Annotated in this window: 27 protein-coding genes and 1 tRNA gene; 11 read left to right on the forward strand and 17 right to left on the reverse strand. The window is 39.1% G+C overall.

What is annotated here, in order from left to right; genetic code table 11:
- Nucleotides 1-55 precede the first annotated feature (55 nt).
- Both OLM56_RS17095 and OLM56_RS17100 read right to left on the reverse strand, forming a co-directional pair.
- Entirely contained in the window at nucleotides 56-553 is a 498-nt protein-coding gene (locus OLM56_RS17095) for a L,D-transpeptidase family protein (RefSeq protein ID WP_264527834.1), read from the reverse strand.
- A 101-nt stretch (nucleotides 554-654) separates the two neighbouring features.
- Nucleotides 655-1,665 carry a 3-oxoacyl-ACP synthase III family protein gene (locus OLM56_RS17100; protein WP_182492569.1) on the reverse strand — a complete coding sequence of 337 codons (1,011 nt, stop codon included), beginning with the start codon at nucleotides 1,663-1,665 and terminating at the stop codon, nucleotides 655-657.
- 213 nt (nucleotides 1,666-1,878) lie between these two features.
- On the opposite strand from OLM56_RS17100, the gene OLM56_RS17105 reads away from it, so the two are divergent.
- Nucleotides 1,879-4,287, forward strand: a complete 2,409-nt coding sequence (locus OLM56_RS17105) for a S9 family peptidase (protein ID WP_264527835.1) — start codon at nucleotides 1,879-1,881, stop codon at nucleotides 4,285-4,287.
- 62 nt (nucleotides 4,288-4,349) lie between these two features.
- Here OLM56_RS17105 and OLM56_RS17110 read toward each other — a convergent pair whose 3' ends face one another.
- The 3 genes from OLM56_RS17110 to OLM56_RS17120 form a co-directional block, all read right to left on the reverse strand.
- Nucleotides 4,350-5,297, reverse strand: coding sequence for an ABC transporter ATP-binding protein (locus tag OLM56_RS17110; protein ID WP_264527836.1), 948 nt, complete (start codon nucleotides 5,295-5,297; stop codon nucleotides 4,350-4,352).
- Nucleotides 5,298-5,425: 128 nt separating this feature from the next.
- On the reverse strand, nucleotides 5,426-6,028 hold the full coding sequence (locus tag OLM56_RS17115; RefSeq protein ID WP_264527837.1) for a porin family protein: 603 nt from the start codon (nucleotides 6,026-6,028) through the stop codon (nucleotides 5,426-5,428).
- Between the two features lie 219 nt (nucleotides 6,029-6,247).
- Nucleotides 6,248-6,772, reverse strand: a complete 525-nt coding sequence (locus OLM56_RS17120; RefSeq protein WP_264527838.1) for a porin family protein — start codon at nucleotides 6,770-6,772, stop codon at nucleotides 6,248-6,250.
- A gap of 199 nt (nucleotides 6,773-6,971) precedes the next feature.
- Here OLM56_RS17120 and OLM56_RS17125 point away from each other — a divergent pair, with 199 nt between their 5' ends.
- The 3 genes from OLM56_RS17125 (at nucleotide 6,972) to OLM56_RS17135 (ending at nucleotide 10,593) form a co-directional block, all read left to right on the forward strand.
- Nucleotides 6,972-7,508, forward strand: a complete 537-nt coding sequence (locus tag OLM56_RS17125; protein WP_182492574.1) for a porin family protein — start codon at nucleotides 6,972-6,974, stop codon at nucleotides 7,506-7,508.
- A gap of 108 nt (nucleotides 7,509-7,616) precedes the next feature.
- Entirely contained in the window at nucleotides 7,617-8,030 is a 414-nt protein-coding gene (gene aroQ, locus OLM56_RS17130) for a type II 3-dehydroquinate dehydratase (RefSeq protein WP_121374981.1), read from the forward strand.
- Between the two features lie 94 nt (nucleotides 8,031-8,124).
- Nucleotides 8,125-10,593, forward strand: coding sequence for a DUF5686 and carboxypeptidase regulatory-like domain-containing protein (locus OLM56_RS17135; protein WP_264527839.1), 2,469 nt, complete (start codon nucleotides 8,125-8,127; stop codon nucleotides 10,591-10,593).
- A 57-nt stretch (nucleotides 10,594-10,650) separates the two neighbouring features.
- Here OLM56_RS17135 and murA read toward each other — a convergent pair whose 3' ends face one another.
- From murA to OLM56_RS17150, 3 genes are all read right to left on the reverse strand, one after another.
- Complete coding sequence (murA, locus tag OLM56_RS17140) at nucleotides 10,651-11,958, reverse strand: UDP-N-acetylglucosamine 1-carboxyvinyltransferase (RefSeq protein ID WP_121374983.1); 1,308 nt, start codon at nucleotides 11,956-11,958, stop codon at nucleotides 10,651-10,653.
- 67 nt (nucleotides 11,959-12,025) lie between these two features.
- Nucleotides 12,026-12,730 carry a DUF4290 domain-containing protein gene (locus tag OLM56_RS17145; protein ID WP_121374984.1) on the reverse strand — a complete coding sequence of 235 codons (705 nt, stop codon included), beginning with the start codon at nucleotides 12,728-12,730 and terminating at the stop codon, nucleotides 12,026-12,028.
- 17 nt (nucleotides 12,731-12,747) lie between these two features.
- Complete coding sequence (locus OLM56_RS17150; protein WP_121374985.1) at nucleotides 12,748-13,032, reverse strand: DUF493 family protein; 285 nt, start codon at nucleotides 13,030-13,032, stop codon at nucleotides 12,748-12,750.
- A 194-nt stretch (nucleotides 13,033-13,226) separates the two neighbouring features.
- Between OLM56_RS17150 and OLM56_RS17155 the strand changes: the two genes are divergently transcribed.
- The 5 genes from OLM56_RS17155 (at nucleotide 13,227) to OLM56_RS17175 (ending at nucleotide 17,747) form a co-directional block, all read left to right on the forward strand.
- The gene (locus tag OLM56_RS17155) at nucleotides 13,227-13,766 is read left to right on the forward strand and encodes an AAA family ATPase (RefSeq protein WP_121374986.1); all 540 of its coding nucleotides are present in this window, start codon (nucleotides 13,227-13,229) and stop codon (nucleotides 13,764-13,766) included.
- Nucleotides 13,767-13,770: 4 nt separating this feature from the next.
- Nucleotides 13,771-15,663 carry an ATP-dependent DNA helicase RecQ gene (locus tag OLM56_RS17160; RefSeq protein WP_264527840.1) on the forward strand — a complete coding sequence of 631 codons (1,893 nt, stop codon included), beginning with the start codon at nucleotides 13,771-13,773 and terminating at the stop codon, nucleotides 15,661-15,663.
- Nucleotide 15,664: 1 nt separating this feature from the next.
- Nucleotides 15,665-16,612, forward strand: coding sequence for a methionyl-tRNA formyltransferase (gene fmt / locus OLM56_RS17165; protein ID WP_264527841.1), 948 nt, complete (start codon nucleotides 15,665-15,667; stop codon nucleotides 16,610-16,612).
- A 178-nt stretch (nucleotides 16,613-16,790) separates the two neighbouring features.
- Entirely contained in the window at nucleotides 16,791-17,069 is a 279-nt protein-coding gene (locus tag OLM56_RS17170; RefSeq protein ID WP_056069491.1) for an HU family DNA-binding protein, read from the forward strand.
- 117 nt (nucleotides 17,070-17,186) lie between these two features.
- Entirely contained in the window at nucleotides 17,187-17,747 is a 561-nt protein-coding gene (locus OLM56_RS17175) for a YqgE/AlgH family protein (RefSeq protein WP_121376218.1), read from the forward strand.
- Here the strand turns inward: OLM56_RS17175 and OLM56_RS17180 are convergent.
- Nucleotides 17,744-18,580 carry an aminotransferase class IV gene (locus tag OLM56_RS17180; RefSeq protein WP_264527842.1) on the reverse strand — a complete coding sequence of 279 codons (837 nt, stop codon included), beginning with the start codon at nucleotides 18,578-18,580 and terminating at the stop codon, nucleotides 17,744-17,746. The genes OLM56_RS17175 and OLM56_RS17180 overlap by 4 nt on opposite strands.
- Nucleotides 18,581-18,636: 56 nt before the next feature.
- Entirely contained in the window at nucleotides 18,637-19,029 is a 393-nt protein-coding gene (locus tag OLM56_RS17185) for an START-like domain-containing protein (protein ID WP_121374990.1), read from the reverse strand.
- A 150-nt stretch (nucleotides 19,030-19,179) separates the two neighbouring features.
- On the opposite strand from OLM56_RS17185, the gene OLM56_RS17190 reads away from it, so the two are divergent.
- Nucleotides 19,180-19,253 (forward strand) — tRNA-Met (locus OLM56_RS17190).
- A 67-nt stretch (nucleotides 19,254-19,320) separates the two neighbouring features.
- Entirely contained in the window at nucleotides 19,321-20,532 is a 1,212-nt protein-coding gene (locus tag OLM56_RS17195) for a tyrosine-type recombinase/integrase (RefSeq protein WP_264527843.1), read from the forward strand.
- 46 nt (nucleotides 20,533-20,578) lie between these two features.
- Here the strand turns inward: OLM56_RS17195 and OLM56_RS17200 are convergent, their stop codons facing one another.
- The 7 genes from OLM56_RS17200 to OLM56_RS17230 are packed head-to-tail and all read right to left on the reverse strand — an operon-like array spanning nucleotide 20,579 to nucleotide 25,344.
- Nucleotides 20,579-20,980: a hypothetical protein gene (locus tag OLM56_RS17200; protein ID WP_264527844.1), complete on the reverse strand. Its 402-nt coding sequence runs from the start codon at nucleotides 20,978-20,980 to the stop codon at nucleotides 20,579-20,581.
- 2 nt (nucleotides 20,981-20,982) lie between these two features.
- Complete coding sequence (locus OLM56_RS17205) at nucleotides 20,983-21,177, reverse strand: hypothetical protein (protein WP_264527845.1); 195 nt, start codon at nucleotides 21,175-21,177, stop codon at nucleotides 20,983-20,985.
- Between the two features lie 34 nt (nucleotides 21,178-21,211).
- On the reverse strand, nucleotides 21,212-23,476 hold the full coding sequence (locus tag OLM56_RS17210; RefSeq protein ID WP_264527846.1) for an ArdC family protein: 2,265 nt from the start codon (nucleotides 23,474-23,476) through the stop codon (nucleotides 21,212-21,214).
- Nucleotides 23,477-23,485: 9 nt separating this feature from the next.
- Nucleotides 23,486-23,944, reverse strand: a complete 459-nt coding sequence (locus OLM56_RS17215; protein WP_264527847.1) for a hypothetical protein — start codon at nucleotides 23,942-23,944, stop codon at nucleotides 23,486-23,488.
- Between the two features lies 1 nt (nucleotide 23,945).
- The gene (locus tag OLM56_RS17220) at nucleotides 23,946-24,416 is read right to left on the reverse strand and encodes a M23 family metallopeptidase (protein ID WP_264527848.1); all 471 of its coding nucleotides are present in this window, start codon (nucleotides 24,414-24,416) and stop codon (nucleotides 23,946-23,948) included.
- On the reverse strand, nucleotides 24,413-24,982 hold the full coding sequence (locus OLM56_RS17225) for a hypothetical protein (RefSeq protein WP_264527849.1): 570 nt from the start codon (nucleotides 24,980-24,982) through the stop codon (nucleotides 24,413-24,415). Before OLM56_RS17225 ends, OLM56_RS17220 begins: the two co-directional genes overlap by 4 nt.
- On the reverse strand, nucleotides 24,979-25,344 hold the full coding sequence (locus OLM56_RS17230) for a hypothetical protein (RefSeq protein ID WP_264527850.1): 366 nt from the start codon (nucleotides 25,342-25,344) through the stop codon (nucleotides 24,979-24,981). Before OLM56_RS17230 ends, OLM56_RS17225 begins: the two co-directional genes overlap by 4 nt.
- Nucleotide 25,345 lies beyond the last annotated feature (1 nt).

Raw genomic sequence — 25,345 nt, forward strand, 5'->3', positions numbered from 1 at the left:
AAATGAAAAACTCGGAAGTGATGCCTCCGAGTTTTTCTATTTTATAAAGTCTTGTTTATGGATAAATTTGTATCTCTGCTCCAATTTTTACGGCATCGTACAATTCATCGATTTCAGGGTCTGTTACTGCTATACAGCCAGCCGTCCAGTCTTTCCATCGGTGGAATTTTGAAATATAACCCTTTCCGTTTCTAAGTCCATGGATTTTTATATCGCCTCCAGCTGGCTTCTCTAACCTTTTCGCCTTCTCTAAATCATTTTCATTGGGATAAGAAATGCCTAGGTTTTTATGAAAAGCGCTATTCGGATTCCTTCCGTCAATACTATAAATTCCTTCAGGAGTCTTGCAATCGCCTTCAAATTGTTTATGTCCGATTGGGCTTCTTCCCAAAGATATTCTATACGTTTTCAAAAGCACGCCTTCCGAATAAACCTTCATTCTTCTTTTCGATTTGAAGACTTCAATCCGATCAATTTCTTTTCCTTTTGGCAACTTGCTTTCGGGATAGAAATAATAGGCGGCAATAATAAGAAGGATTATTATGAAAATCATGTGGAGGCGCTAAGGTTTTGAGGCTCTGAGAAGCTAAGAACTATGGCTTTAAAGCTTTTCAAACTTAGAACCTTAGCGCCTTAACTTCTCAGCACCTTATTCTACCATTTAATCACAGCGCTTCCCCATGTAAAGCCACTTCCGAAAGCGGCCAAAACAACAGTATCGCCAGATTTAATTTTTCCTTGCTCCCACGCTTCCGTAAGTGCAATCGGAATAGAAGCTGCAGTAGTATTTCCGTATTTCTGGATGTTATTATAAACTTGATCGTCAGTCAGCTTAAACTTTTGCTGAATGAATTGAGAAATTCGAAGATTTGCTTGATGCGGAATCAGCATATCAATATCAGAAACTTCTAGATTACTTGCTTTTAGGCCTTCCATGATTACTTCGCTAAAACGAACTACAGCATTTTTGAATACAAATTGTCCGTTCATGTATGGAAAATAACTTTCGTCATTCGGATCATTATCTGCAATAATATCAGTAACCCAGCGACCGCCCATTCCTGGTGCCTTTACGATCAGTTCTTCGGCGTATTGGCCTTCAGAATGCAAATGCGTAGATAAAATTCCTTTGCTCAAATCTTCTTCTCTTGATAGGACCGCTGCTCCTGCCCCATCGCCAAAAATTACGGAAACACCTCGACCTCGGGTTGTCATGTCCAATCCTGTAGAATGTACTTCCGAACCGATAATTAGTATGTTTTTATACATTCCGGTCTTGATGTATTGGTCGGCAATCGACAATGCATATACAAATCCAGAGCATTGATTTCTGACATCTAACGCGCCAACAGTATTCAATCCTAAATCTCGCTGTACTAAAACGCCAGGCCCAGGAAAATAATAATCAGGACTTAGGGTAGCAAAAATGATAAAATCGATATCTTCTTTTGCTACTCCAGAACGCTCGATCGCAATCTTGGCGGCTTTTACGCCCATGGTCGTGGTCGTATTTCCGTCGCCTTTTGTGATGTGACGTCTTTCTTGAATTCCAGTACGTTCTTGAATCCACTCATCATTCGTGTCAATTATTTTTGACAAATCATCATTAGTAACTCTATTTTCAGGAACATAATATCCTAAACCTGCAATTTTTGAATGATACATATTTTATTATTTCGTTAAAAATCAGACCGCAAATTTACGCATCTGCGAATTATCTATTGCACAAGTTAGTAAATATTTCGATATCAGCAATCCTACCATTTTTATTGAGAGACATTTCAACAAGATTAACCGTATTATTAACGAAATATTTTAGCGTATGTAACAACCTTGACTTATTTTAGACAAATATTCATCAACTATAACACATAATCTATGAAATTAAAGTTATCCTTGCTTTTCTTGCTTGTCGGGCTGTCCGGATTTTCGCAGGAAGAGCTTACTTACCAAAAGCCTTCCAAAGAAATTTTGGAGCTGGCAGATTACGAAAGAGCTCCATCGGTTACCATGGATACCAAAAAAGAATATATGCTTCTTTCGTACCGAAATACTTATAAGACTCTGGATGAACTAAATCAGGAGGAATTACGACTGGGCGGCTTGAGAATCAATCCTATTACCAATATTTCAAGCACTGTTACTTACATCAACAACATCAAAGTCCGTAAAATTAAGGATAAGAATGAAATCCAAGTGACAGGCTTGCCGCAAAATCCAAAAATCAGCAATATCGCATGGTCGCCAGACGAAAAGAAAATTGCTTTTTCGCACACGACCGCTACAGGTGTAGAATTATGGGTTTTGGATATTGCTTCAGCGAAAGCGACACGATTGACAGATGCGACTGTAAACGCGAACATGGGCGGACCATTCAGCTGGTACAGAGACAACCAAAGCTTATTGGTTAAAATGCTTCCGAAAAACCGTCCTGCTTTGATCGATTCAAAAAAAGACCTTCCAAAAGGGCCTACGGTTTCTACAAGCGACGGTTCGAAATCACAAAACAGAACGTACCAAGATTTATTAAAAAACAAGACCGACGAAACGAATTTTGAAACTTTGGTAACTTCAGAATTATACAAAGTTGATCTTAACGGAAAGGCATCATTGTTCAAAAAAGCCGATTTATATGCCGGAGAAGGCTTTTCTCCTGACGGAAATTACATCTTGATCACGACCATCCAAAAACCATTCTCTTATATCGTTCCTTTGAGCCGTTTCCCTATGAAATCCATAGTTTACGACCAAACCGGAAAAGAAATAAAAGTAGTCAACGAAGTGCCTCTTTCTGAAATTATGCCAAAAGGATTTATGGCTACTAGAAAAGGAAAAAGAAGCATGAGCTGGAGAAGTGATGCGCCTGCAACACTTTATTTCGTAGAAGCATTAGACGGCGGAGATCCTGCAAACAAAGTAGATTTTAGAGATGAAGTTTTCTTATGGGAAGCTCCTTTTGCTTCAAATCCGACTTCTTTGGCAAAGACGGCACAACGTTATGGAGGAATTGTTTGGGGAAATAACACGACTGCTATTTTATACGACCAATGGTATGACACTAGAAACGAGAAGACCTATCTAATCAATCCGTCGAATCCAAATCAAGCGCCGAAAGTAATTTTCGATAGAAATTCTCAAGATATTTATTCTGATCCGGGAAGTTTTGAAACTGTAAAGAATCAATACGGAAGACAAGTACTGGCGTTAGAAAACGACAATGCTTTCTTAATCGGAGAAGGTCATACAAAAGACGGACAGTTCCCTTTTATTGACGAATTCAACATCAAGACATTCAAACCGAAACGTTTGTACCAATCAAATTATAAAGATAAAGTCGAAAGTATTTTCTCTATTGAAGATTTCAAAAAAGGCGACGTTTTGGTTCAAATTCAGTCAAAAAGCGAATATCCGAACTATTACTTCAGAAATATCAAAAAGAAAAATCAGCTGACACAAATTACGGATTTCAAAAATCCATTTGAAAGCATCAAGAATGTACACAAAGAAGTCATCAAATACAAAAGAAAAGATGGCGTTGAACTTTCTGGAACCTTATACCTTCCTGTCGGATATGATATGAAGAAGAAAGAAAAGCTGCCTTTGTTGATCTGGGCATATCCAGAAGAATACAAAGACAAAAACAGTGCGGGACAAAGCGCTCAAAATTCAAACGAATTTACGTTCCCGAATTACGGTTCTTTTGTATACTGGGTAACAAAAGGTTATGTTGTCTTGGATGATGCTTCTTTCCCGATTGTAGGAGAAGGAACAACTGAACCAAACGATACGTTCATTACTCAATTGGTAGACAATGCCGCTGCAGCTATCGACGCCGTAGATAAATTGGGCTACATCAACCGTAAGAAAGTTGCTGTTGGAGGCCATTCATACGGTGCCTTTATGACCGCAAACTTATTGACCCATTCTGACTTATTTGCGTGTGGTATTGCACGTAGTGGCGCTTACAACAGAACACTTACGCCATTCGGATTCCAAAGCGAGCAACGTAACTATTGGGAAGTTCCTGAGGTTTACAATACGATGTCGCCTTTCATGAATGCTGAAAAGATGAAAACACCATTGATGTTAGTTCACGGAGATGCCGACAACAACCCTGGAACATTTACGTTACAGACAGAACGCTATTTCCAAGCATTAAAAGGACTTGGAGCACCTGTTAGAATGGTATTATTGCCAAAAGAAAGCCACGGATATGCCGCCAAAGAAAATATCCTGCACCTGCTTTGGGAGCAAGACCAATTCTTAGAAAAATACTTGAAAAATTAATACTATTCTTAGGAACTATATTTAAAAAAATCCCGAAATCAGAAGATTTCGGGATTTTTATTTTAAAGCACTTTATTGTTTACTTCTAAGAAAAACAATGTTTCGTTTTCTAAAGCAGTATTGTGTTCAAAAAAAATGACTTGTTTTTCAAGAACAGCCTTAATAAGATACCTATTTCCTTTAAAAAAAGACTGCTTTACTTGAACTTGAATAAAACCGGATTGGGCTACCTTCAACTGATGCGGATACAAAAGCAACGTAGTCGTCGTTCCCTCTTCATCATCGACAGCAATCTCGTTGACCTCTCCAAAAAGCGAGGCCACATATTTATTAATAGGATTAAAATATAACTCTTTTGAAGGTGCCTTTTCAAGCATTTTTCCTTTTTGCATCACGATAGTCTCATCGGCAAAAGAAAGCGCATCAGCGCTATCGTGTGTGGCAACAATACAGGTTATTCCCTTTCTCTTCAAGTAGGCAAAAAGATTTCTTCTGAGCGCGTTTTTTCTAAAATTATCAATATGGCTGAAAGGTTCGTCCAATAACAGAACTTCCGGCTCTAATGCTAAAACGCGTGCCAGCGCTACCCTCTGTTGCTGGCCTCCGCTTAAATACTTTGCTTTTACCTTAGCATAATCAGACATTTCAACCATTGCGAGCAGGTCTGCGACACGCTGCGCCTTTTCTTCCTTATGGACATTGGAGAGGTATTTGCCGACATTCTCTTCTACCGTTATATAAGGCATCAGATCGAAATCTTGTGCTAAGTATTTTATATAATCTTCTCCCGGAATCAGATTGAATTTTGGACCTAAAATTTGGATCTCATCATAAAAAATCTCGCCTTCATCTAAATCATAAAGACCGTAGATTAATTTCAAAAGCGTGCTCTTTCCGCAACCGCTTTCGCCGATTACTGCAATATTTTGTCCTTTTAGGATTGTAAAACTGATATTCTGTATGACTTGTTTCTCGGAATAACCGAAAGAAATATTTTGAACTGATAACATGTATGGTCTTGATTGAAGAATGCAAAGTTACAAAGTTTGACTGCAACAGAAATGGAAACTTTTAAAGATATTGAGAAAAGAAAAAGCCTCCCAATGGGAGGCTCTTTTTATGTAATCTAATTTTTTAATTAGAATTTGTAAACCAATCCTAAGTTGATGTCTCTCATGTCAAGACCAAAATCGAAAGAGTTTGTTTTTTCAGCACCGTCAGCATCTGGTTTAGTAGTTTCGAAACCTAAGATTCCGAAAGTAGCCTCTAAAGAGAAGTTTTTAGTGATGAAATAGCTAACACCTGGAGCTACAACAACACCAAAACCGTCACCTTTGAATTCTCCAAGTTCTCCTGCTTCAAGATCAAACTCATTATCGTAGCTATTGTAGTTTACACCCAATTGTCCGAAAAGAGAGAATTTAGAAGCTGGTGTAAAGTAATATCTACCAAAAGCACCTACAGAAAGTGTGTTGTTTTTAGCATCTTCTCCACCAAATTCAACTTTTGAAGATTGGTATCCTACTGCAACACCAACAGCGATGTTTTCAGTTACGAAATAACCAACTCTTGGAGCGATTTCGAAATCACTTGTTTTGAAATCTCCAGTTTTAGTTGAACCAAAACCTACAGCTCCTGAGATGAATACATCACCTTTTTTAAACCCTTCAGTAGTTTCTTCTTGAGCGTTAGCAAATCCGAAAGCGAATACTGCAGCTACTGTTAAAATAATTTTCTTCATGTTTGTTTAGTTTTAAAATTATGGCGCAAATGTATAAAAAAAATAACACGAAACAACTTACGTGTTATTTTTTCATTTACCCTAAAATTCAGGTAAAAAGCATTGCCATACTCTAATTTTCTGACATTCAAAACAATGCAAATTTTACACCTAATAATTTCAAATAAAAAAGCCTTCCAAATTGAAAGGCCTTTATTTTTATTTTAGGTGATAACGATATTAAAATCTGTAACCAGCACCAATTTGAAAACCTGTATTAGTAACTTTGGCATCTCCTTCAGTATCAGAAATATCAGACAAACCTGCATTGTATCTAGCATCAAAGAACAAACCGTTTGGAAGTTCATAACCTGCACCAATACCAATACCAAAATCAATAGATTTCGTAGCTTCGTCTAAGAAATCATTCTCTGCTGCAATTTTAAATGCCACTTCTGGACCTGCCTGAATGCTCAATCCTTCGTAAACATAATACTTAGCCATAATTGGAATTCTTAGGTAGTCTAGTTTAGCATCTTCAGCTCCTTCATTAGAATACAATAATTCTGGCTGAACGTGAAATTTATCACTTACTGTAAAATCTGCCAAACCTCCAACGTAAAAACCAGTTTTGCCATCTGTATCAGCATCAGCACCAAAATTTGTGAAGTTTGCTCCAGCTTTAACACCGAATTTTATTCCTTCTTGGGCGTTAGCAAATCCGAAAGCGAATACTGCTGCAACTGTTAAAATAATTTTTTTCATGTTTGTTTAGTTTTAAAATTATGAACAAATGTAAAAAAAAAATAATACGAATCAACTTACGTTCATTTTTTTAATTAACTTAATTTTAAGAAAAAAAATATTAATAATTTCCTAAATTTAAATTTATCTCAAAAAAACATGGCTAAATTTGTCCATAGAAGCAAGTAGAAAAACTTTAAACCACCTTAAAAAATTTATTATGAAAAAACTTATCGTAGCTGCAATTTTAATCATTGCAGGAGCAACAAATGCTGATGCACAACTTTTAAAATTTGGTATTAAAGGAGGCGTTAACTTTGCCAACTTTAACGGAGGCGTCGACGGTATCGACTACAGCAGCAGAACAAGTTTTCACGCTGGTGCGGCTGCAGAAATAAAACTTTTTCAAAATTTTTCATTACAACCTGAACTTTTATACACTTCTCAAGGTGCCGATGTAGACGGATTTGACGATTTCAATTTGGATTATGTGGCTGTTCCTGTTTTGGCGAAGTTTTATATTATTTCTGAAAAATTAAGTCTTGAAGTAGGCCCTCAGTTCTCTTTCTTGATTGACGAAGCAGAAGAAGCTTATAACAACAAAAGTTTTGATTTCGCAGCAGCGGGAGGTTTAGGACTTAACATTACAGACAACTTCTTTGCTCAGGCAAGATATACTATCGGGCTTTCGGAAGTTTCAAAAGAAGCCGAAGTTAAAAATGCTGTATTCCAATTATCTCTTGGATACTTCTTTTAAAAAATAGTTCTCAATAAAAAGAAACCGTTTTGTTTAGGCAGAACGGTTTTTTTATTATTTATCATTTCACAAACACTGGAAATTCCTATTTTTACAAAAACATCTTCCATGAGAATCATTATCATCAATGGCCCTAACTTAAATCTGCTCGGAAAACGCGAACCCGAAGTCTATGGACATACTACCTTTGAGGAGTACTTCGCATCGCTTCAAGCTGAATTCCCTTCGCTTGAGCTTCATTATTTCCAAAGCAATATTGAAGGAGAGATTATTGATAAGCTTCATCAGACAGGCTTCTCTTTTGATGGAATCATTCTCAACGCGGCTGCGTACACGCATACCTCTGTAGGAATCGGAGATGCTGTAAAGGCGATTAGCACTCCTACAGTCGAAGTACATATTTCCAATACCTTTTCGAGAGAATCTTTCAGGCACCAATCGTATATTTCGCCAAATGCAAAAGGCATCATTATCGGCTTCGGACTTGAAAGCTACAAACTGGCAATAAACTCTTTTCTCTAAAAAAAATTTCGGCCATGCAACCATGTTGTAAATAAATTCGTCTATTTATTTACACGTATGATTGTATATTAACTTAAACTATTACATCCTCCGCATGAAAAAATTTTTTACGCTACTTCTACTTGCCTTTTCTATTTGTGGATTTTCGCAGATCAAGGGAAAAATTACTGACGAATCTGGAAAAGAACTTCCGGCCGTAAACGTATATATCGAAAACACTTATAACGGAACATCTTCTAACGAGCTCGGGTTTTATGAACTAAATATAAAATCACCAGGGAAATATATCGTCGTTTTCCAATACTTAGGATACAAGACGCAAAAGACAACGGTCAATGCAGAAAAATTTCCTCATGTTTTGAATGTGACTCTTGCCGAAGAAAACATCTCGATTCCTGAAATTGTTATTGATTCAAAAGAAAACCCTGCCAATGCCATTATCCGAAGCGCGATAGCTTCTAAAAAGCAGAATTCGGAGATGACGGCAAAATTCAATGCTGATTTTTATTCTCGCGGTATTTTTAGAGTAAAGGATGCTCCAAAAAAGATTTTAGGCCAAAAAGTAGACGAAGATGGCATCTTGGATTCTACAGGGACAGGAATTATTTATTTGTCTGAAACCGTGTCCAGAATCACCTACCAAAAGCCAGACAAGCTGAAAGAAAACATCATCGCTTCTAAAATAAGCGGAAACGACAAAGGATTCAGCTACAATACGGCCAGAAATACCGATTATGATTTTTATGAAAACTATATCGATTTCAATATTAATATGGTCTCTCCGATTGCTAACAATGCTTTTAACTATTACAAGTTCAAAATGGAGGGTACTTTTATCGACGAAAACAACAATACCATCAACAAGATTAAGGTAACTCCTAGAAGAGACAGCGAGCCTGTTTTTGAAGGCTACATTTATATTGTTGAAGATTCATGGGCTATTTATGCCGTCGATCTTGATATCAAGGGCTACAGAATGCAGGAGCCAATTATAGACGTAATGAATCTTACGCAAAACTTCAGCTACAATTCCAATTCAAAAATATGGGCAAAAAGCTTGCAGACCTTAGAGTTTAATGCCGGACTTTTCGGAATCACATTCACAGGAAAGTTTACGCATGCTTTCAGCAACTATGAATTCAAGCAAGAATTTGAAAAGAAAACTTTTACCAAAGAAATTGTTTCTATCGATAAAGAAGCGAATAAAAAAGATGATACCTTTTGGGATGCGATGCGTCCGGTTCCTTTAACAGACGAAGAAACAAAAGACTATGTCAAAAAAGACAGCATACAAACGATACGCAAATCGAAAACCTACCTTGATTCGATCGACAGAAAGGATAATAAATTTAAGATTCCCGACTTAATTACCGGCTATACTTACAAAAACTCCTATAAAAATTGGTCTTTGAAATACGACGGAATTCTAGAGTTCCCTACTTTTAATACAGTTCAAGGCTGGAATCTGAATTCTGGTTTTTCATTCATGAAAAGAAATCCAGACGAAAATACATATACGACGTTTGGCGTAAAAATGAATTACGGGTTTGCTGAGGAAAAGCTAAGAGCTATTGGTTATTTCTCAACTCGACTGAACAACCAGACCAATTCCTATCTCTACGCTGCTGCGGGTAATGAAGTTGCCCAATTCAATCCTACTGCAATTAGCGGTATCGTGAATACCGTAAGCACTTTATTCTTCAAGGACAACTACATGAAGTTATACGACAAGACTTTCGGGCGAATCGGATACCAGCAAGAAGTCGTAAATGGTCTTACGCTAACCGGAAACGCAGAATATTCTAGAAGAAAATCGCTTTTCAACAATACGGATTATGTAATGATAAAAAGGGATAAGGAATATACTTCAAACAATCCTCTTGCTCCCGATGCGCATACGCTGCCTATTTTCGAAACGCACAACTTGGCAAAAGCTTCTATCACGGCACGAATTAATTTCGGACAGGAATATATTTCTAGACCTGACGGGAAATTAAACCTTAGAAACGACAAATATCCTGTGCTTTCGGCAACTTATGAAAAAGCTTTTGCTGGAAGTGAAAAAGAATACGAATACGATGCTGTCCATGCGCGCCTAGTATATGATGTTACTTTAGGAAATAAAGGAGAATTTGGCATCAACCTGAAAGCAGGAAAGTTCTTTAATGCTGAGAATATTTCTTTTGCAGATTACAAACACTTTAACGGAAACCTGACTCATATCGGGCAATCTGACAGGTATTTGAATGTATTCAATCTTCTTCCTTATTATACGCATAGCACAAATGATTCCTATATTGAGTTGCATGCCGAGCACAACTTTAAAGGCTATATCATGAACAAGATTCCATTACTAAACAAGCTGAAATCAAATCTTGTGGTCGGATATCATGCTATTGCAATTCCAGACGTAAAACCTTATTCAGAGTTTATAGTTGGATTAGACAATCTTGGTTTTGGAAAATTCAGGATGCTTCGTGTAGATTATGTACGTTCTTACCAAAACGGATTCCAAGGCGATGGTGTCATCTTCGGACTGAAATTCTTGAACATTCTAGAATAATGAAAAACAAAAAGGCGTTTCGATTGAAACGCCTTTTTTAAATAGTATTTAGAGAAATTATTCGGTTACGATTTTGGCTCCTAGAGCTTTCAATCGTTCCTCTATATTTTCGTATCCTCTGTGGATTTGTTCGATGTTTTGGATTTTGCTTACTCCTTTTGCAGAAAGCGCCGCGATCAATAAAGAGATTCCGGCACGGATATCTGGAGATGACATAGTCGTCGCTTTTAATTGCGATTTGAAATCATGCCCGATAACAACAGCTCTGTGCGGATCGCAAAGAATGATTTTTGCTCCCATATCAATCAATTTATCTACGAAGAACAAACGGCTTTCAAACATTTTTTGATGGATCAGGACACTTCCTCTCGCTTGTGTCGCCACAACCAAAACAATACTTAACAAGTCAGGAGTAAAACCTGGCCATGGAGCATCTGAAATTGTCAAGATAGAACCATCGATATAATTTTGGATTTCATAACCTTCTGTATGAGCCGGAATATAAATATCATCGCCTCTTTTTTCTAGCGTAATTCCAAGCTTTCTGAAAGTTCCAGGAATCACTCCAAGATTTTCCCAGCTTACATTCTTAATGGTGATTTCGCTACGCGTCATCGCTGCCAATCCAATCCAAGAACCAATTTCGATCATATCTGGAAGAATTGTGTGCGTGCAACCCTTTAACGACTCAACGCCTTCAATTTCTAACAAGTTTGAGCCAACTCCGGTAATTTTAGCACCCATAGAATTCAGCATTTTACAAAGCTGCTGTAAATAAGGCTCGCAAGCGGCATTGTAAATCGACGTTTTTCCTTCTGCCAAAACAGCTGCCATAACGATATTGGCAGTTCCTGTAACAGAAGCCTCGTCAAGAAGCATTGTAGTTCCTATTAATTTAGTTGCTTCAACGCCATAGAAATGGTCTTCTCTATTATAACGAAATGAGGCTCCAAGATTGATAAAGCCTTCGAAATGCGTATCCAGCCTTCTTCTTCCGATTTTGTCTCCGCCAGGTTTTGGAATGTATCCTTTTCCGAAACGAGCTAAAAGCGGACCGACAATCATAATAGAACCGCGAAGCGAGCTTCCTTCTTTTTTGAAAGCTTCCGACTCTAAATAAGCCATATTCACTTCATCAGAAAGGAAAGTATAAGATCCTTTTCCGATCTTTTCGATTTTGACTCCAAGATTTTTCAATAAAGTAATCAGTTTATTGACATCGATAATATCCGGAATATTGTTTATCGTTACTTTTTCCGGAGTCAGCAATACAGCGCATAAAATCTGTAATGCTTCGTTTTTCGCTCCTTGTGGCGTAATTTCTCCTTTTAAAGGAACGCCACCTTCAATCTTGAAAGTTTCCATTTTTTAAAATTATGAGTTTATCGATTATGAGTATAAGTGTATATTTTACAATTTATAACTCAAAACGTTAAGGTTTCCTATTGTTGTTTTTGTTCTGATTGTTTTGCTTGCCGTTGTTGTTCTTAGGCTTTGCTTTTTGCGGCAGCGGCTGGTTTTTATTCGACATTTTTTTGTTCGTACGCATCAAATCTGTAGAATTGAGCAATTCTTCCGAACTTGCCTTCAAATTGATTCTGCCGTTTGACAGCTCGTATAAATGTTCAAAAATAACGTCGTCTTTTACCGTATCCTTGTTCCAGCTCAGGTAAGACTTTTTCATGTGATTGGCAATAACCTTGATCAGCGCGCTTTTCAATTCGCCTTCTTCCCATTTGTTAGCCACATCAATCATGTACTTGATATTGTTTCCGTAGAATCTATATTTCGGGAAATTTTGCGGATATTTCAAGCGATCCGGCTTCTGCTGCAGCATTTCTCTCGACGGTACCGGATACGGAGAATCCACATCTAATTTAAAATCAGACATGATAAAAATCTGGTCCCAAAGCTTGTGCTGGAAATCTGGAACATCGCGCAAATGCGGATTCAAGCTTCCCATCACGGCAATAATATATTTTGCAGCTTTGTTTCGCTCATTCTTGTCTTCGATTACAGTGGCCTGGTCAATCAGTTTCTGCAAATGGCGTCCGTATTCCGGAATAATCAAATGCGGTCTTTCGGCATTGTACTCCAAATGATGAACGATGTCGTGCGGGTTTTCTTTTATGTACATAAAATTGTCGTGAAGCTTTAAAGCGAGATAATCCCTTCTATAGTGGAAACCTCTAAATATTTATCAATGATGCTCTGTGAGCTTTTCATTCTTACATTTACAGAAATACTTGTAAATTTTCCTGTTTTCGACTGCGTGGTATTGATAACGGCACCCATAGCATTAAAAGCATTTTCTACCGCATCAACCTTTTCTTTATCTGTAGGCACTATGAATTTAAAAAGATATTCTGCCGGCCAGACATTTGCATCATCCAATTCTACTTTCAGCCTTTCATAAAATTCCTGGGTCTTCTTATCCATCTTCAAAATTAAAATAAAAGCAAATATACGGTATTGATTTTAGATTTAAGAATTATGAAATTAATTTAATATGAAATGAGAACATTCGCCATTCGCATAAAACATCAAGCCATCCAACCAAGCGCTTTTAAAAAAACTAAATTCGCTTTAGTATCTAAAAATCTTTAAGTAAATTTGCGCCTTATTTTCAAAAAGTGCAAAAAGATATTGTTGTAATTATCGGCGGCCCGGGAACTGGCAAGACGACCATCATTGATGGTTTGCTGGAACGCGGACACTGCTGTTTTCCTGAAATTTCACGAGAAATAACGCTGGAAGCCAAAAAACAAGGAATTGAGCAATTGTTCCTCGAAAATCCATTGCTTTTCAGCGAATTGCTTTTGGAAGGAAGAAAAAAACAATACCACCAAGCCTTAAAAGAAAAAAGTCCTGTAGTTTTTATCGACCGCGGCATTCCAGATGTATTGGCCTACATGCACTATATCGGCGATGCCTATCCTGCTTTTTTCGACGAAGCCTGTCGTGAGCACAAATACACAAAAATCTTTATCCTGCCGCCATGGGAAGCCATTTATGAAAGCGACGATGCGCGGTATGAAAATTACGAACAAGCTACTTTGATCTACAAACACTTGAAGGAAACCTACGAAAGTTATGGCTATTCCTTGATTGAAGTTCCAAAAGACACGGTAGATAACAGAATTCTTTTTATCTTAGGGCATCTTTCGAACTAGAAATATGCAAGAAGCGCTATCGATTCTTCAAAAATATTGGAAACACGATTCGTTCAGAACGCCACAGGCTGAAATCATAGCTTCGGTCTTGAGCGGACACGATACGTTTGCCCTAATGCCTACTGGCGGGGGGAAATCCATCTGCTTCCAGATTCCTGCCATGATGCGTAATGGAATCTGCCTCGTAATTTCACCGTTGATTGCCTTAATGAAAGACCAGACGGCCAATCTTCAAAAGGTAGGCATCAAAGCAATTGCTTTGACTGGAGGCATTTCTACCGATGAAATCAGTGATCTTTTAGACAATTGCCTATACGGGAATTATAAATTCTTATACCTGTCGCCAGAGCGATTGCAGGCGGATTGGATTATGGACCGCATCAAAAATCTGCCGATTAATCTTATCGCAATAGATGAGGCGCATTGCGTTTCGCAATGGGGACATGATTTTCGTCCGGCCTATCTTAAGATCGCTTCTCTAAAGACCCATTTTCCAAAGATTCCTTTCTTGGCCTTGACAGCAACGGCAACCGAGCGCGTAAAAGAAGATGTTATTATCCAGCTGGGATTAGAAAATCCTGCTCTTTTCCAGAAGTCTTTTGCGAGAGAAAATCTGGCGTATATGGTTTTTAATGTCGAAGATAAACTCTATCGACTAGAACAGATATTAAAAAAAAATCCGCAACCTTCTATTATTTATGTCAGGAATAGAAAAGCCTGCCTTGATACGGCTTCACAACTAGAAGCTTTAGGAATCAAAGCTACGTTTTATCACGGCGGCCTCCATAGCAGGGAAAAAGAAAAAAACATGAGGCTCTGGATGGACGAAGATGTCCAGGCCATTGTTGCGACAAATGCTTTCGGCATGGGAATCGACAAGGCAAATGTAAAAACAGTAGTCCACATCCAATTGCCAGAAAATCTTGAAAATTATTATCAAGAAGCAGGACGCGGCGGCAGAAACGGAGAAAAAGCTTTTGCCGTTTTGCTGAACAGTCCTTCTGACGTCCAATATTCCGAAAACCAGATCTTGAACAATCTTCCCGACAAGAAATTCTTGAATGAGATGTATGTGAAATTGTGCAACTTTTTCCAAATTGCCTATGGCGAAGGAATTGACGAGCAGTTTTGTTTCAACATCAACCAGTTCTGCGTCCAGTATGGATTTCCAATCTTGAAAACCTTTAATGGCCTGCAATTCTTGGACAGGCAAGGAATTATTACACTTTCACAGGAATTTTCAGAAAAAGTAACGGTACAATTTATCATTGAATCCAAGGAAGTAATCCGCTATACCAGTCTGAATCCGCAAGATGAGGAAATCATTCTGGCGATGTTGCGCACCTATCCTGGCATTTATGAAGTTGTTACTCCCATAAACATTTCCTTAATCGCAAAAAAATCAGGCAGCAAAGAAAACCAAGTTGCGGCTGTATTGCAGAAATTACAAGAAAGACAAATCATCGAGTACCATGCCAAGAGCAATGATTCTACGATTACCTTCAATGAAGTTCGCGAAGACGATAGGACGATCAACCGCGTTTCAAAATATCTGGAAAATCAAAATAATTTGAAAAAAGCCCAGCTGGAAGCTGTCTTAGAATACGTAACTAATGACAAATCCTGCAAAAGCCGTCAGCTCTTGAGTTATTTCGGGGAGAAAGACAGCCAAAACTGCGGTATCTGTTCCTTCTGCATCAAACAAGACAAAACACCGAGTCCTCTTTCTTCTATTGCAGAAAAAATCTTGGGATTGTTGCAAACCAGTCCGATGAGTTCAAGAGAAATCCAAATGTATTCTAAATTTCCAGACGATGCCATTATCTTTGCACTGAAACAACTATTAGAAACGAACAAGATCGAACTCTTGCCAAACAATAAATACACCTTGAAATAGAATGGAAAAATTACGCATCGTTTTTATGGGAACACCAGAATTTGCAGTCGGAATTCTGGACACAATACTTAAAAATAATTTTGAAGTCGTTGGAGTAATAACTGCTGCCGATAAGCCAGCGGGCCGCGGCCAGAAGCTAAAATATTCGGCTGTAAAAGAATATGCACTAGAAAAAAACTTAAAATTATTACAGCCGACAAATCTAAAAGACGAAACTTTCCTTGAAGAATTAAAAAACTTAAATGCGAATCTTCAGGTTGTGGTTGCCTTTCGAATGCTCCCGAAAGTGGTCTGGGAAATGCCTAAATTCGGAACATTCAACCTTCATGCTTCGCTCCTGCCTAATTATCGTGGTGCAGCTCCTATAAATTGGGCCATCATAAACGGAGAAACCAAAACTGGCGTGACTACATTCTTTATCGACGATAAAATTGATACTGGAGCGATGATTTTGAGCAAAGAAATAGAAATTACTCCAGACGAAAATGCAGGAATTCTCCATGACAAGTTGATGAATTTGGGTAGCAAGACCGTAATTGATACTTTACATTTGATTGAAAATGGCAAAGCAGCAACTACCATACAAAAAGATACAGACGATATCAAAACAGCTTACAAATTAAATAAAGACAATTGCAAAATTGACTGGACCAAATCTGGAAAAGAAATTCACAATCTAATTCGTGGCCTTTCTCCCTATCCTGCAGCATGGAGCTTTTTTAGCGACAAGGACCAAGAATGGAATGTAAAAATATACGAAGCACGTTTTTCACAACAAGATCACACAGAAGCTATCGGAAAAATCATTACGACTAAAAAAGAAATGAAAGTTGCGGTTAGTGACGGTTATATTGAAATACTACAATTGCAATTTCCGGGAAAGAAAAATCTAAAAACAGCCGAACTATTAAACGGTATTAGTTTTGGAGACGAGGCAAAAGCTTTCTAATCCCGCATAAACACTGATTTGACAGCGATTTCGAGAAAAACAAGTCGGTTTTATTAACAAAAGCCCCAAGTTATCAACAAATCGGTGAAAAACACTCGAAATGTCTTGCCCAGTAAGGAAATCCTATTAAATTTGTTATAATTAACATAATGTTTAACCAACAATTAAAACTATTATTATGAACAAATCAGAATTAATCGATGCTATCGCTGCTGACGCAGGAATTTCTAAAGCAGCTGCAAAACTAGCTTTAGAGTCTTTTTTAAATAACGTAGGTGGTACTTTGAAAAAAGGTGGCAGAGTATCTTTAGTAGGATTTGGATCTTGGTCAGTATCTTCTAGAGCTGCAAGAGAAGGAAGAAATCCTCAAACTGGAAAAACTATCAAAATTGCTGCAAAAAATGTAGTAAAATTCAAAGCTGGTGCTGAATTAGAAGGATCAGTTAACTCTAAATAGTTTTTTGTCCCGATATAAATCAAAGCCTTCCATTTGGAGGGCTTTTTTTATGCAATTCATCGAATTAATTTGGAACAAAAAAAATTTATTGTTAAATTTAGTAAAAATTGCAAGAAAATGATTTCAGAAAAACTCAAAAAAGGAATCTTACTGATTGCGGAACCATCCATAATCGGAGACCTATCATTCAATCGCTCAGTTATTTTGCTTGCCGATCATAATGAAGAAGGTTCTGTAGGATTTATCCTTAACAAGCCTTTAGAGTACAGCATCCAAGATTTGATTCCTGAAATTAATGCAAAATTTAAAATCTATAACGGAGGGCCTGTCGAACAAGACAATCTTTATTTTATCCATAATATTCCAGACTTGATTCCCAACAGCATTGAAATTTCAAATGGAATTTATTGGGGCGGTGATTTTGAATCTACGAAAGACCTCATCAATGAAGGAAAAATCAAGAAAAACAACATCCGTTTCTTCTTAGGATATACAGGCTGGGATGCACAGCAATTAGACAAAGAGATGCAGGCCAATTCGTGGATAATTACAAAAAACATCTACGAAAATAAAATTATCGGAAAATCTACTACTGACTTCTGGAAGCAAAAGATTTTAGAATTAGGAGGCGATTATGTAATCTGGTCCAATGCACCAGAAAACCCTATCTTAAATTAGCTTAAACGAATCTGAGCATTCAATCGAAGTAATAAATCTTTAGCCGTTTTTGTCTCGTATTCTTTCTTGCGATATTTTGTTATTGGCTGAATTCCTCTAATTACATTCGTAATAAATAATTCATCAGCTTTTTGCAAGTCAAAAGGAGAAATCGAAGTTTCTTCCACCTCAATTGTTTCTATCTTTTTTGCGAGTGTCAAAATTTGTTTGCGCATCACGCCATTCAGGCAGCCTTCAGAAATTGGAGGCGTAATCAATTTATTACCCATGAGCATAAAAAGATTTCCGTTTAATGCTTCGATTACGTTTTTATCATCATTGATTAGAAGACAGTTGTCATAGCCATTTTCATCAGCAAAAATACTTCCCGTCACGTTTATCATCCTATTTGACGACTTTATGGTTGAAAGCAGGTGTTTTGCCACAACAAAATCTTTATAAAGCTCTACTTCATACTCCTCTTTTTCAATACGATAAACGGAATTTTCGAGAGGCTGTACGGTAACCAAAAAGGAAACATTATTATCTTTTGGAAGATAAAATCCTCCTTCGTTTCTATATACAGAGATTCTAGCTCTTGAAGAAGACGAAAGATTTTTAGCAGCTGCCAGCGAGAGAAGTTGTTCCTCAAAATACTCCATCGTAAAATTCATCGGAATTTCCATCCTAACGATACGCATAGCAGACATCAGCCTAAAATAATGATCTTCAAGGAAAAGAATTTTTCCATCTAAAATTTTTACCGTTTCAAAAACAGAGTCCCCATATAAGAATCCTCTGTTACCTATCAATAAATTTGCTTCTGACGTAATGTTTCCGTTGAAATTGATCATAAAAAAAGCCCTGAAATTAAATCAGGGCAAATATAAGTCTTAAAAACAGAATTACACTATACAGATCCTATTACGTGCTTCAAATCCGAAATTTGGTTTTCCCACAATTGTGTAGATTCTTCTACTTCGTCTTTTTCGGCAAAATCAACTACCATCAGAGAAACATCTTTAGTGATTTCATCAACAAGGATTCGCAATTCAAAAAAATACTCCCCATCTTGGCCATTTTCGTCAATCCAACGAAATTTCACTTTCTCTCCTGTTTTTTTTGAAGCCAATCTGGCTTTCTCTTCTGCATCATCCCATATGAACGTAAAAAACTCCCCTCGAGAATTAACATTATCAGCAAACCATTCTGACAATCCAGAAGGTGTTGATATATACTGATATAGCAATTGCGGTGAAGAATTTAGAGGAAATTCTAATTCATATCGTACTTTATTTTCCATAGGGCATCGTTATTTTTTTGGAAATATATAGAATAAAATCAAATTAACGATGATTTAAAAATTATTTTTTTTTGCTGATTTATATTTGCAACCTGTAAATTTAATTTTATATTTGCACCCGCATTCGACAAGGATGCATGACCTAAAAATGGCGAGGTAGCTCAGTTGGTTAGAGCGCAGGATTCATAACCCTGAGGTCACGGGTTCAACTCCCGTCCTCGCTACGAGATTGGAAAATCAGAAAAAAGCAGGTTTTATGCGGTTTAAAAGAAATTTTAAACCGCTTTTTTTATGTCTATAAATAAGTTACTTTTACTAAACGAATACGATTTAGAATACGATTTGGTAAAAAAGAAAGACTACTCAGAACCCGAAATATACGATGCCGGCGGCGACCTTTCTGCAAGATGGTACGTATATTATTCCTTCAGGAATCCTGAAACCGGATTGCTTGAAAGACAGACTCCCATTTACCATAACGTAAACCAGTTCAAGGAGCTGAAGCAGAGAAGGGCCGCAATAAAAATATTGCGAAAGGCAACATCTGCAATACTTAAAGGCGGGTATAACCCTTTTAGCGATGATAAAAGAGTAGACGAGATAGAGAAGCTCAACATACCGGATGCGGTCAAGTTTGTGCTGAACATAAGGAAAGCTACGCTCTCTCCAAGCTCATACCAGGACCTGCGCATAAGACTGGCCGACTTTGAAAAATGGCTGCTGAAGCACGGTTTTGAAAACAGGTATATTACAGACGTCAACAAAAAGACCTGCATCGCATACCTGAACGACATTCTTATCGCCACTTCAAACAGAAACAGGAACAACACGCGTACCTGCCTCTCTCAGTTTTTCACCACGCTGGAAGATAACGAGATCGTACCGGAAAATTTCATACATCGCATAAACGTAGAAAAGACGAAACCCGAAAGAAACAAGACATTCGACCTTTCGCAGGAAGAAGAAATTTTCAGGCTTGCAAAATATGACGAGATCATGCTTCTCTTTATCAAGTTCATCAGCTATAATTTCCTGAGGCCGGTAGAAGTCGTGAGGCTGAAGGTAAAAAATATCAACATTCGGGAGCGCCAGCTATTCGTAAAAGCTAAAAACAACAACTATAAGATCAAGATTATTCCCGAAATATTCTTAAAGGACATTCCCGACCTTCGAGGGCTTGACCCCGAAAGCTGGCTGTTTACGCCAAACGGTTTCGGCCAGTCTTGGGATGCTACCGAAATATCTCGGAGGAATAATTTTGGAAAGAGATTCAAGCTCATAAAGGACGAGCTCGGCCTTGGGAAAGATTACGGATTATATTCTTTCAGGCATACATTCATAACCAAGCTGTACAGGGAATTGGTAAAGGGCAGTACTCCATTTGAAGCAAAAAGCAGGCTGATGCTCATAACCGGACATTCCTCGATGACGGCGCTGGAGAAATACCTTCGAGATATAGACGCACAGCTGCCGGAAGACTATTCAAAACATTTCGACAAATAAAAAAAGCCTCTCTATGCGAGAGGCTTTTTTGCGTTTGCGAGCGATCTTAAACGATCGTGATGGTTTTTGGAAAACCTGCGACACTTACAAGACCGGAAATATCCTCATAAGTTGAGATTCTATAGTACTGATCGATATTCAAGTCAAGTATGTTCTCAGCAGTAACTACAGTACCATCCTCAAGCTTCAGCTTCGTTCCGTTCGTAATCTTATTCAGCAATTGTTCGTTTCCTGCCTTCTCGACCAGCAGCTGCGTAGTTGTTCCCCAGCCTCTATTGGCATCGTAAATTGAAACACCGACGCCGTTGGTCCAAAGGGGGTTTGTAAGTTCGGCCAATTGGAAAGTGGTTCCTGCGGCAGCTCCGCCGCCGTCCTTATTTTTCCTTGTGAAATAATATGCAGCACCCGCCGCAATCAACAATCCGAATATTAATTTTTTTCTTGCCATTTTTATCTTTTTTTAGAAGTTCTTTTTGTCTTTTTGGCCGGAGCTTTGGCCTTTGCCCTTACGATTCTGCCTCCGGGCAGATATCTGAACCCTTTTAAAAGGGTCTTGCCGTCTGCCCTTAATCCCTCTTTTCTTTTGTTTGAGGCAGGTTTCTTGTCGCCTGCCGCCTTGCTTCTTGGTTTTTTAGCTGTTGCCATAAATAAATGATTTAAGATTATATTTTTGGTTAATTCAATACTCTAATACGTCGAATGAAAAAGCTGTCTCTTTTGGCACGGCAATCTCTTTTGGTGCTTCTTTTTCTATTTTTCCCTTATAGATGTTATATTTTAGCTCATGCAGCGGCCTGTCCTGGTATCTGTTCTTGTTCGCATAGACAACATTCCGCGTGTAGTCGGGAAATGCTTCTGTAAGCAGTATGATGTCGCCGTCAAATTGCGATTTTGATCCGCCTCTCATCTTTCCGTCGCCCGTCAGCTGGTAGATAACCACAAACAGCTTACCGTCATATTTTTTGCGCAGGTCCTTGTCCAGCTCGAACCCCCTGCACATTTCCTGAAGCTTCGGGAAACTGTCGATAAAGACAACATCGCATTGCTCGATAAGAGCATGAAGGTCCTCAATGCTTCCAATTTCAGGAGCGAAAATATTTTCCTTTGCCTTTTGGTTCAGATACTGGTCTACTTTCGACTTATAGATTGCACTCTGCGGATGTTCCTCAATTGAGGCGTGGCCGCATCTGTAATTCTGTCCGAAAGCATTCATCATGCGAAACAGCATTCTTGTCTTCATAGAGCCTTGGCCGCCGGCGAGGGTAATGGCCAGGCTCTCGCGTTTTTTCTTTTCTATCCTTCCAAGAAACTCAGATATCTCTGCATCCCTTATATCGTAATACTCGTAAGCCTGTGCGGGTTTTGAGAGTTCGTGTGCCAGCGAGCCTGGAACAAAATCCTTTTTCGAATCGGACTGGATTGCTTCGCTTGTTGATTCGGGCTTTGTTCCGAATAGCGCCATCTGTCCGCTTTCAGGCTTTGTCTTCTTATTTTTTGCGTTTCTGCGTTCTGCCGGACTTTCTTTTCTTGGCTGCACTGTTTGGCTTTTCTGTGCTTTAGGCTTAACAGGAGCGACTATTTCGGCTTCTGTCTCGATTTCTTCTGCTTTTTGCTTTGCTTTTGCTGTTTTCTTTGGCTTTTCCTCTTTTTTTATTTCCTCGGTAATTTTCTTGATGTCATTGAAATAAAGAGGGTCGCCGTTTTCGTCAAGCTGCAATATGTAGTCTGCCGCTTTCTGCGCTTCCGTGCAGGCGCGCATTACGAAACGGTTATCGTTTTCGATATGCGTCAATGCCAGGTTCCAGTTCTTGAGGTATGCCGCATGGTTTATATTGTTGTGCCATATAATGCCGGCTTCTGCGCTCAGGAAGGTAGCCGACCATTCGGCGATCAGTTCCTCAAAAGCATATTTCTTTTTTTCCGCCGCGCTTCCTTTCATCCTGCCGGAGAAATCGCGGTCTAGCCTTTTCGGGTGCCCGGTACTGTGGCCGATCTCGTGGAAAAGCGTACGATAGTAGTCCTGCACGGTCTCAAAGTCCGACAGGTAGGGCATCTGTATATGGTCATGGCTTGGCGAATAATACGCGCGGTCGCCCCCAAACCTCAATGGAGGCACCGGCGAAGGATAGTTTTTCAATATCGCTTCGGGTATCGGCATCCTTTTTTCTTCGTCTGACGGTATTTCTTTTTCGATATATCCTACCTTGAAATTTTCAAGATCGAAATCAATATCCTCGATGTCCTTTCCGTTAAATACGTTGTAATATTTGAGTATCGGTATCTTATAGACTTCCTTCGCGTCGATGCCGTTCTCATCGGCAAACTTCAGCGCTTTTTCTTTGCTGTACGAACCGAAATCAATCTCTCTCTTAACGTCTACCACCTTATACAGCTCAGTAAAGTACACGACCGGAAAGCCTTTTGCCCCTTTTCTAACCTTGCCTTTCATTTCCTCGACCTGCTTGAATGTCATAAAGAAGGGATTGCTCAGGATTCCGAACTCCGTAAGGAGAAGGACGTTTACGCCCCTGTATCTTTTCTTGGTCGAGAAATTGAACGGTACCAGGTAGCCCGATCCGTAAAACTGCCCTTCCCATCTTTTTTCGTAGCCGTATGCGTTCGCCTCCTTGATCATGTCTTTCATCCTAGCAGAAATCATATCATAGATTTCTGTCGGCGAAACTGCCTTTCCGAGCCCTGCAAATTCTTCGGCAACGGCTTCGCAGTCCAGGCACTCCAAAGATGACCTGCTCACGATCTCGCAGGCCGGGTTTTCGATATCGAAATAAAACTCCTTGCTTTCAGGATAGGAATCGAGTACCTGCTGGAGCTTTGCCGCAATATGATATTGCTCCTGCTTCCCTGCAAGAACAATCTGCGCCGCAATTTCCTCTCTCGTTGCTTTTCTTCCGTTTAGTCCGTTGAAGCTGTCTACCGATTTCATATTTCCTTTTTATATTTGGTATTCGATTCCTAATGCCGATACGGTTGCCGTAATCTCCAAGTTTTTCATATTCAGGTTGCCGAAGTCGAAAAGGACTTCCAAGGCAGCAAGGTTGTCGGCCGTGACCGGAATATCCGATATGACTACAGAACCGTTAGCCGGAACCTCGATCTCGCTTATGTTCAGGTCTGCCTCTGCCAGGTACTTGCCCTTGTAATAGATGACGAGCCTTGTCAGCGTTGCCACAACTCCATTGACCGAAAATGCCTGGTTTGTCGGATTGACCAGCCTTACGTCCAAATTAAATTTTGTAGACGAAAGGTTAAGAAAGGATATCTTTCTGATCCCGACCGGCTTGATGCTCATCTTGTCAAAAATATCGGCCAGGTTCTTGACCTTGGCCGCGCCTAGGATTGCCAGCCCGACGACTGCAACTCCTAATCCTATCAATATTGTCTTGGTTTTCATACTAGATAAAATTTGAAATCTGCAACAGGGTTCCTTTCTTGTCTCTCAGCTCAACGTGAATATGGTTAGTCATCGAAGCGCCGTATTTCTTGGCGATATCCTGCGCCTTGCCGATAACCTGGCCGGCTGCAATCGCCTGTCCTATCTTTACGGTAGGCGTCATGTAGAAAATCTTTATCTCATGCTCTGAGTTCTTGATTTCTATTCCGGTATAGCTCAGATCATTTCCATAAGGAAAAGGAAAGCGCGTTACCGTTCCTGAAATAGGCGAAAAGATACTTTCTCCCGGACTTACCGTAAAATCTTCTCCTTGGTGCTTGCGTTCTCCCCTGCCCGCTCCAAAGCTTCCGCAGCCGAAAGGATCGCAGCCCCTGATTTTTTTTGATGCCGTAGGTGCGGCAAATGCTTTTTTTGTCATGATAAGAATGATTGCCAGTATTGTTAATGATATGATTATTGTCTTTGTTTTCATGGCCTGAAAATCTTGCTGAAGCGATAGCCTAGAAACAAGATGACGAGCGGCCAAAAAACAAGGCCGGTACAGTAAAAGAACTTCTCCCATCTTGACCATACGGCCGGAACCAGGACAGGCTTTTCTTGATATACTGTCTTTTCCTTGATTACTGTCCTTACGCTGTCTTTTCTCTGCGATATCGTTTCTTCCAGCGCCGCATAAAGTACCAGCATCTTTTTATACTTGTCATAGTAAGCCCCGAACTCATTGCCTCCGGATTTCTTTTTGCTATTGAAGCTTTCAAGCTGCCGCTGCAACGCCTCGTTGCATACAGAATCGCATTCCGGCTTTGCTGTCTTAAGCTGGCCGATCAGAAGAAAAAGGCTGTCATTGATAGCCTTGCTTCTCTCAAGCATCGTATTTACTTGCGAACTCTCGCTATTATTTATGACTGTTTCTGATTTTTCTACCAACGGCTTCTGCTTCGCCTTGCACGAGACAAGGATAAGCGAAAAGCCATACATCATAAATAGTGCTGCAATCCAATAGATTGCGCATTTCGTGCCTATGCTTAGTTTTTTCATCTTTTTGTAGAGTTGTTAGAACAGTTTATGCATTTTTCCTGGTAGCCCTTGACCAGCTTGTGCAGCATCTCGATTTCTGTCTTCTGCTGTCCTACTGTCAGGTTTAATGTTGCGACGGTTATATTCTGCTTTTCCATCGTGGTCTCATTCTTGTCAAGCTTTCCGTAAAGCGTTTCCAGTTCCTTGTTAAGCCTTTCGGTGAGCTTGTCATAAATTGCCTGCGATTTTTCGACGCTGTTTGCCTCCTCTATTTTTGCGCCTGCCCTTTCTTTTTTAAGCTGGCTCCTGATCGTAAGAATGTATGTAAGAAGCTGGATAACATTTAATCCGCCTAGTAACATTGCCAATGTAGATTGATCCATA

The organism is Flavobacterium sp. N2550, assembly GCF_025947265.1.
In the GTDB taxonomy this organism is placed as follows: domain Bacteria; phylum Bacteroidota; class Bacteroidia; order Flavobacteriales; family Flavobacteriaceae; genus Flavobacterium; species Flavobacterium endophyticum.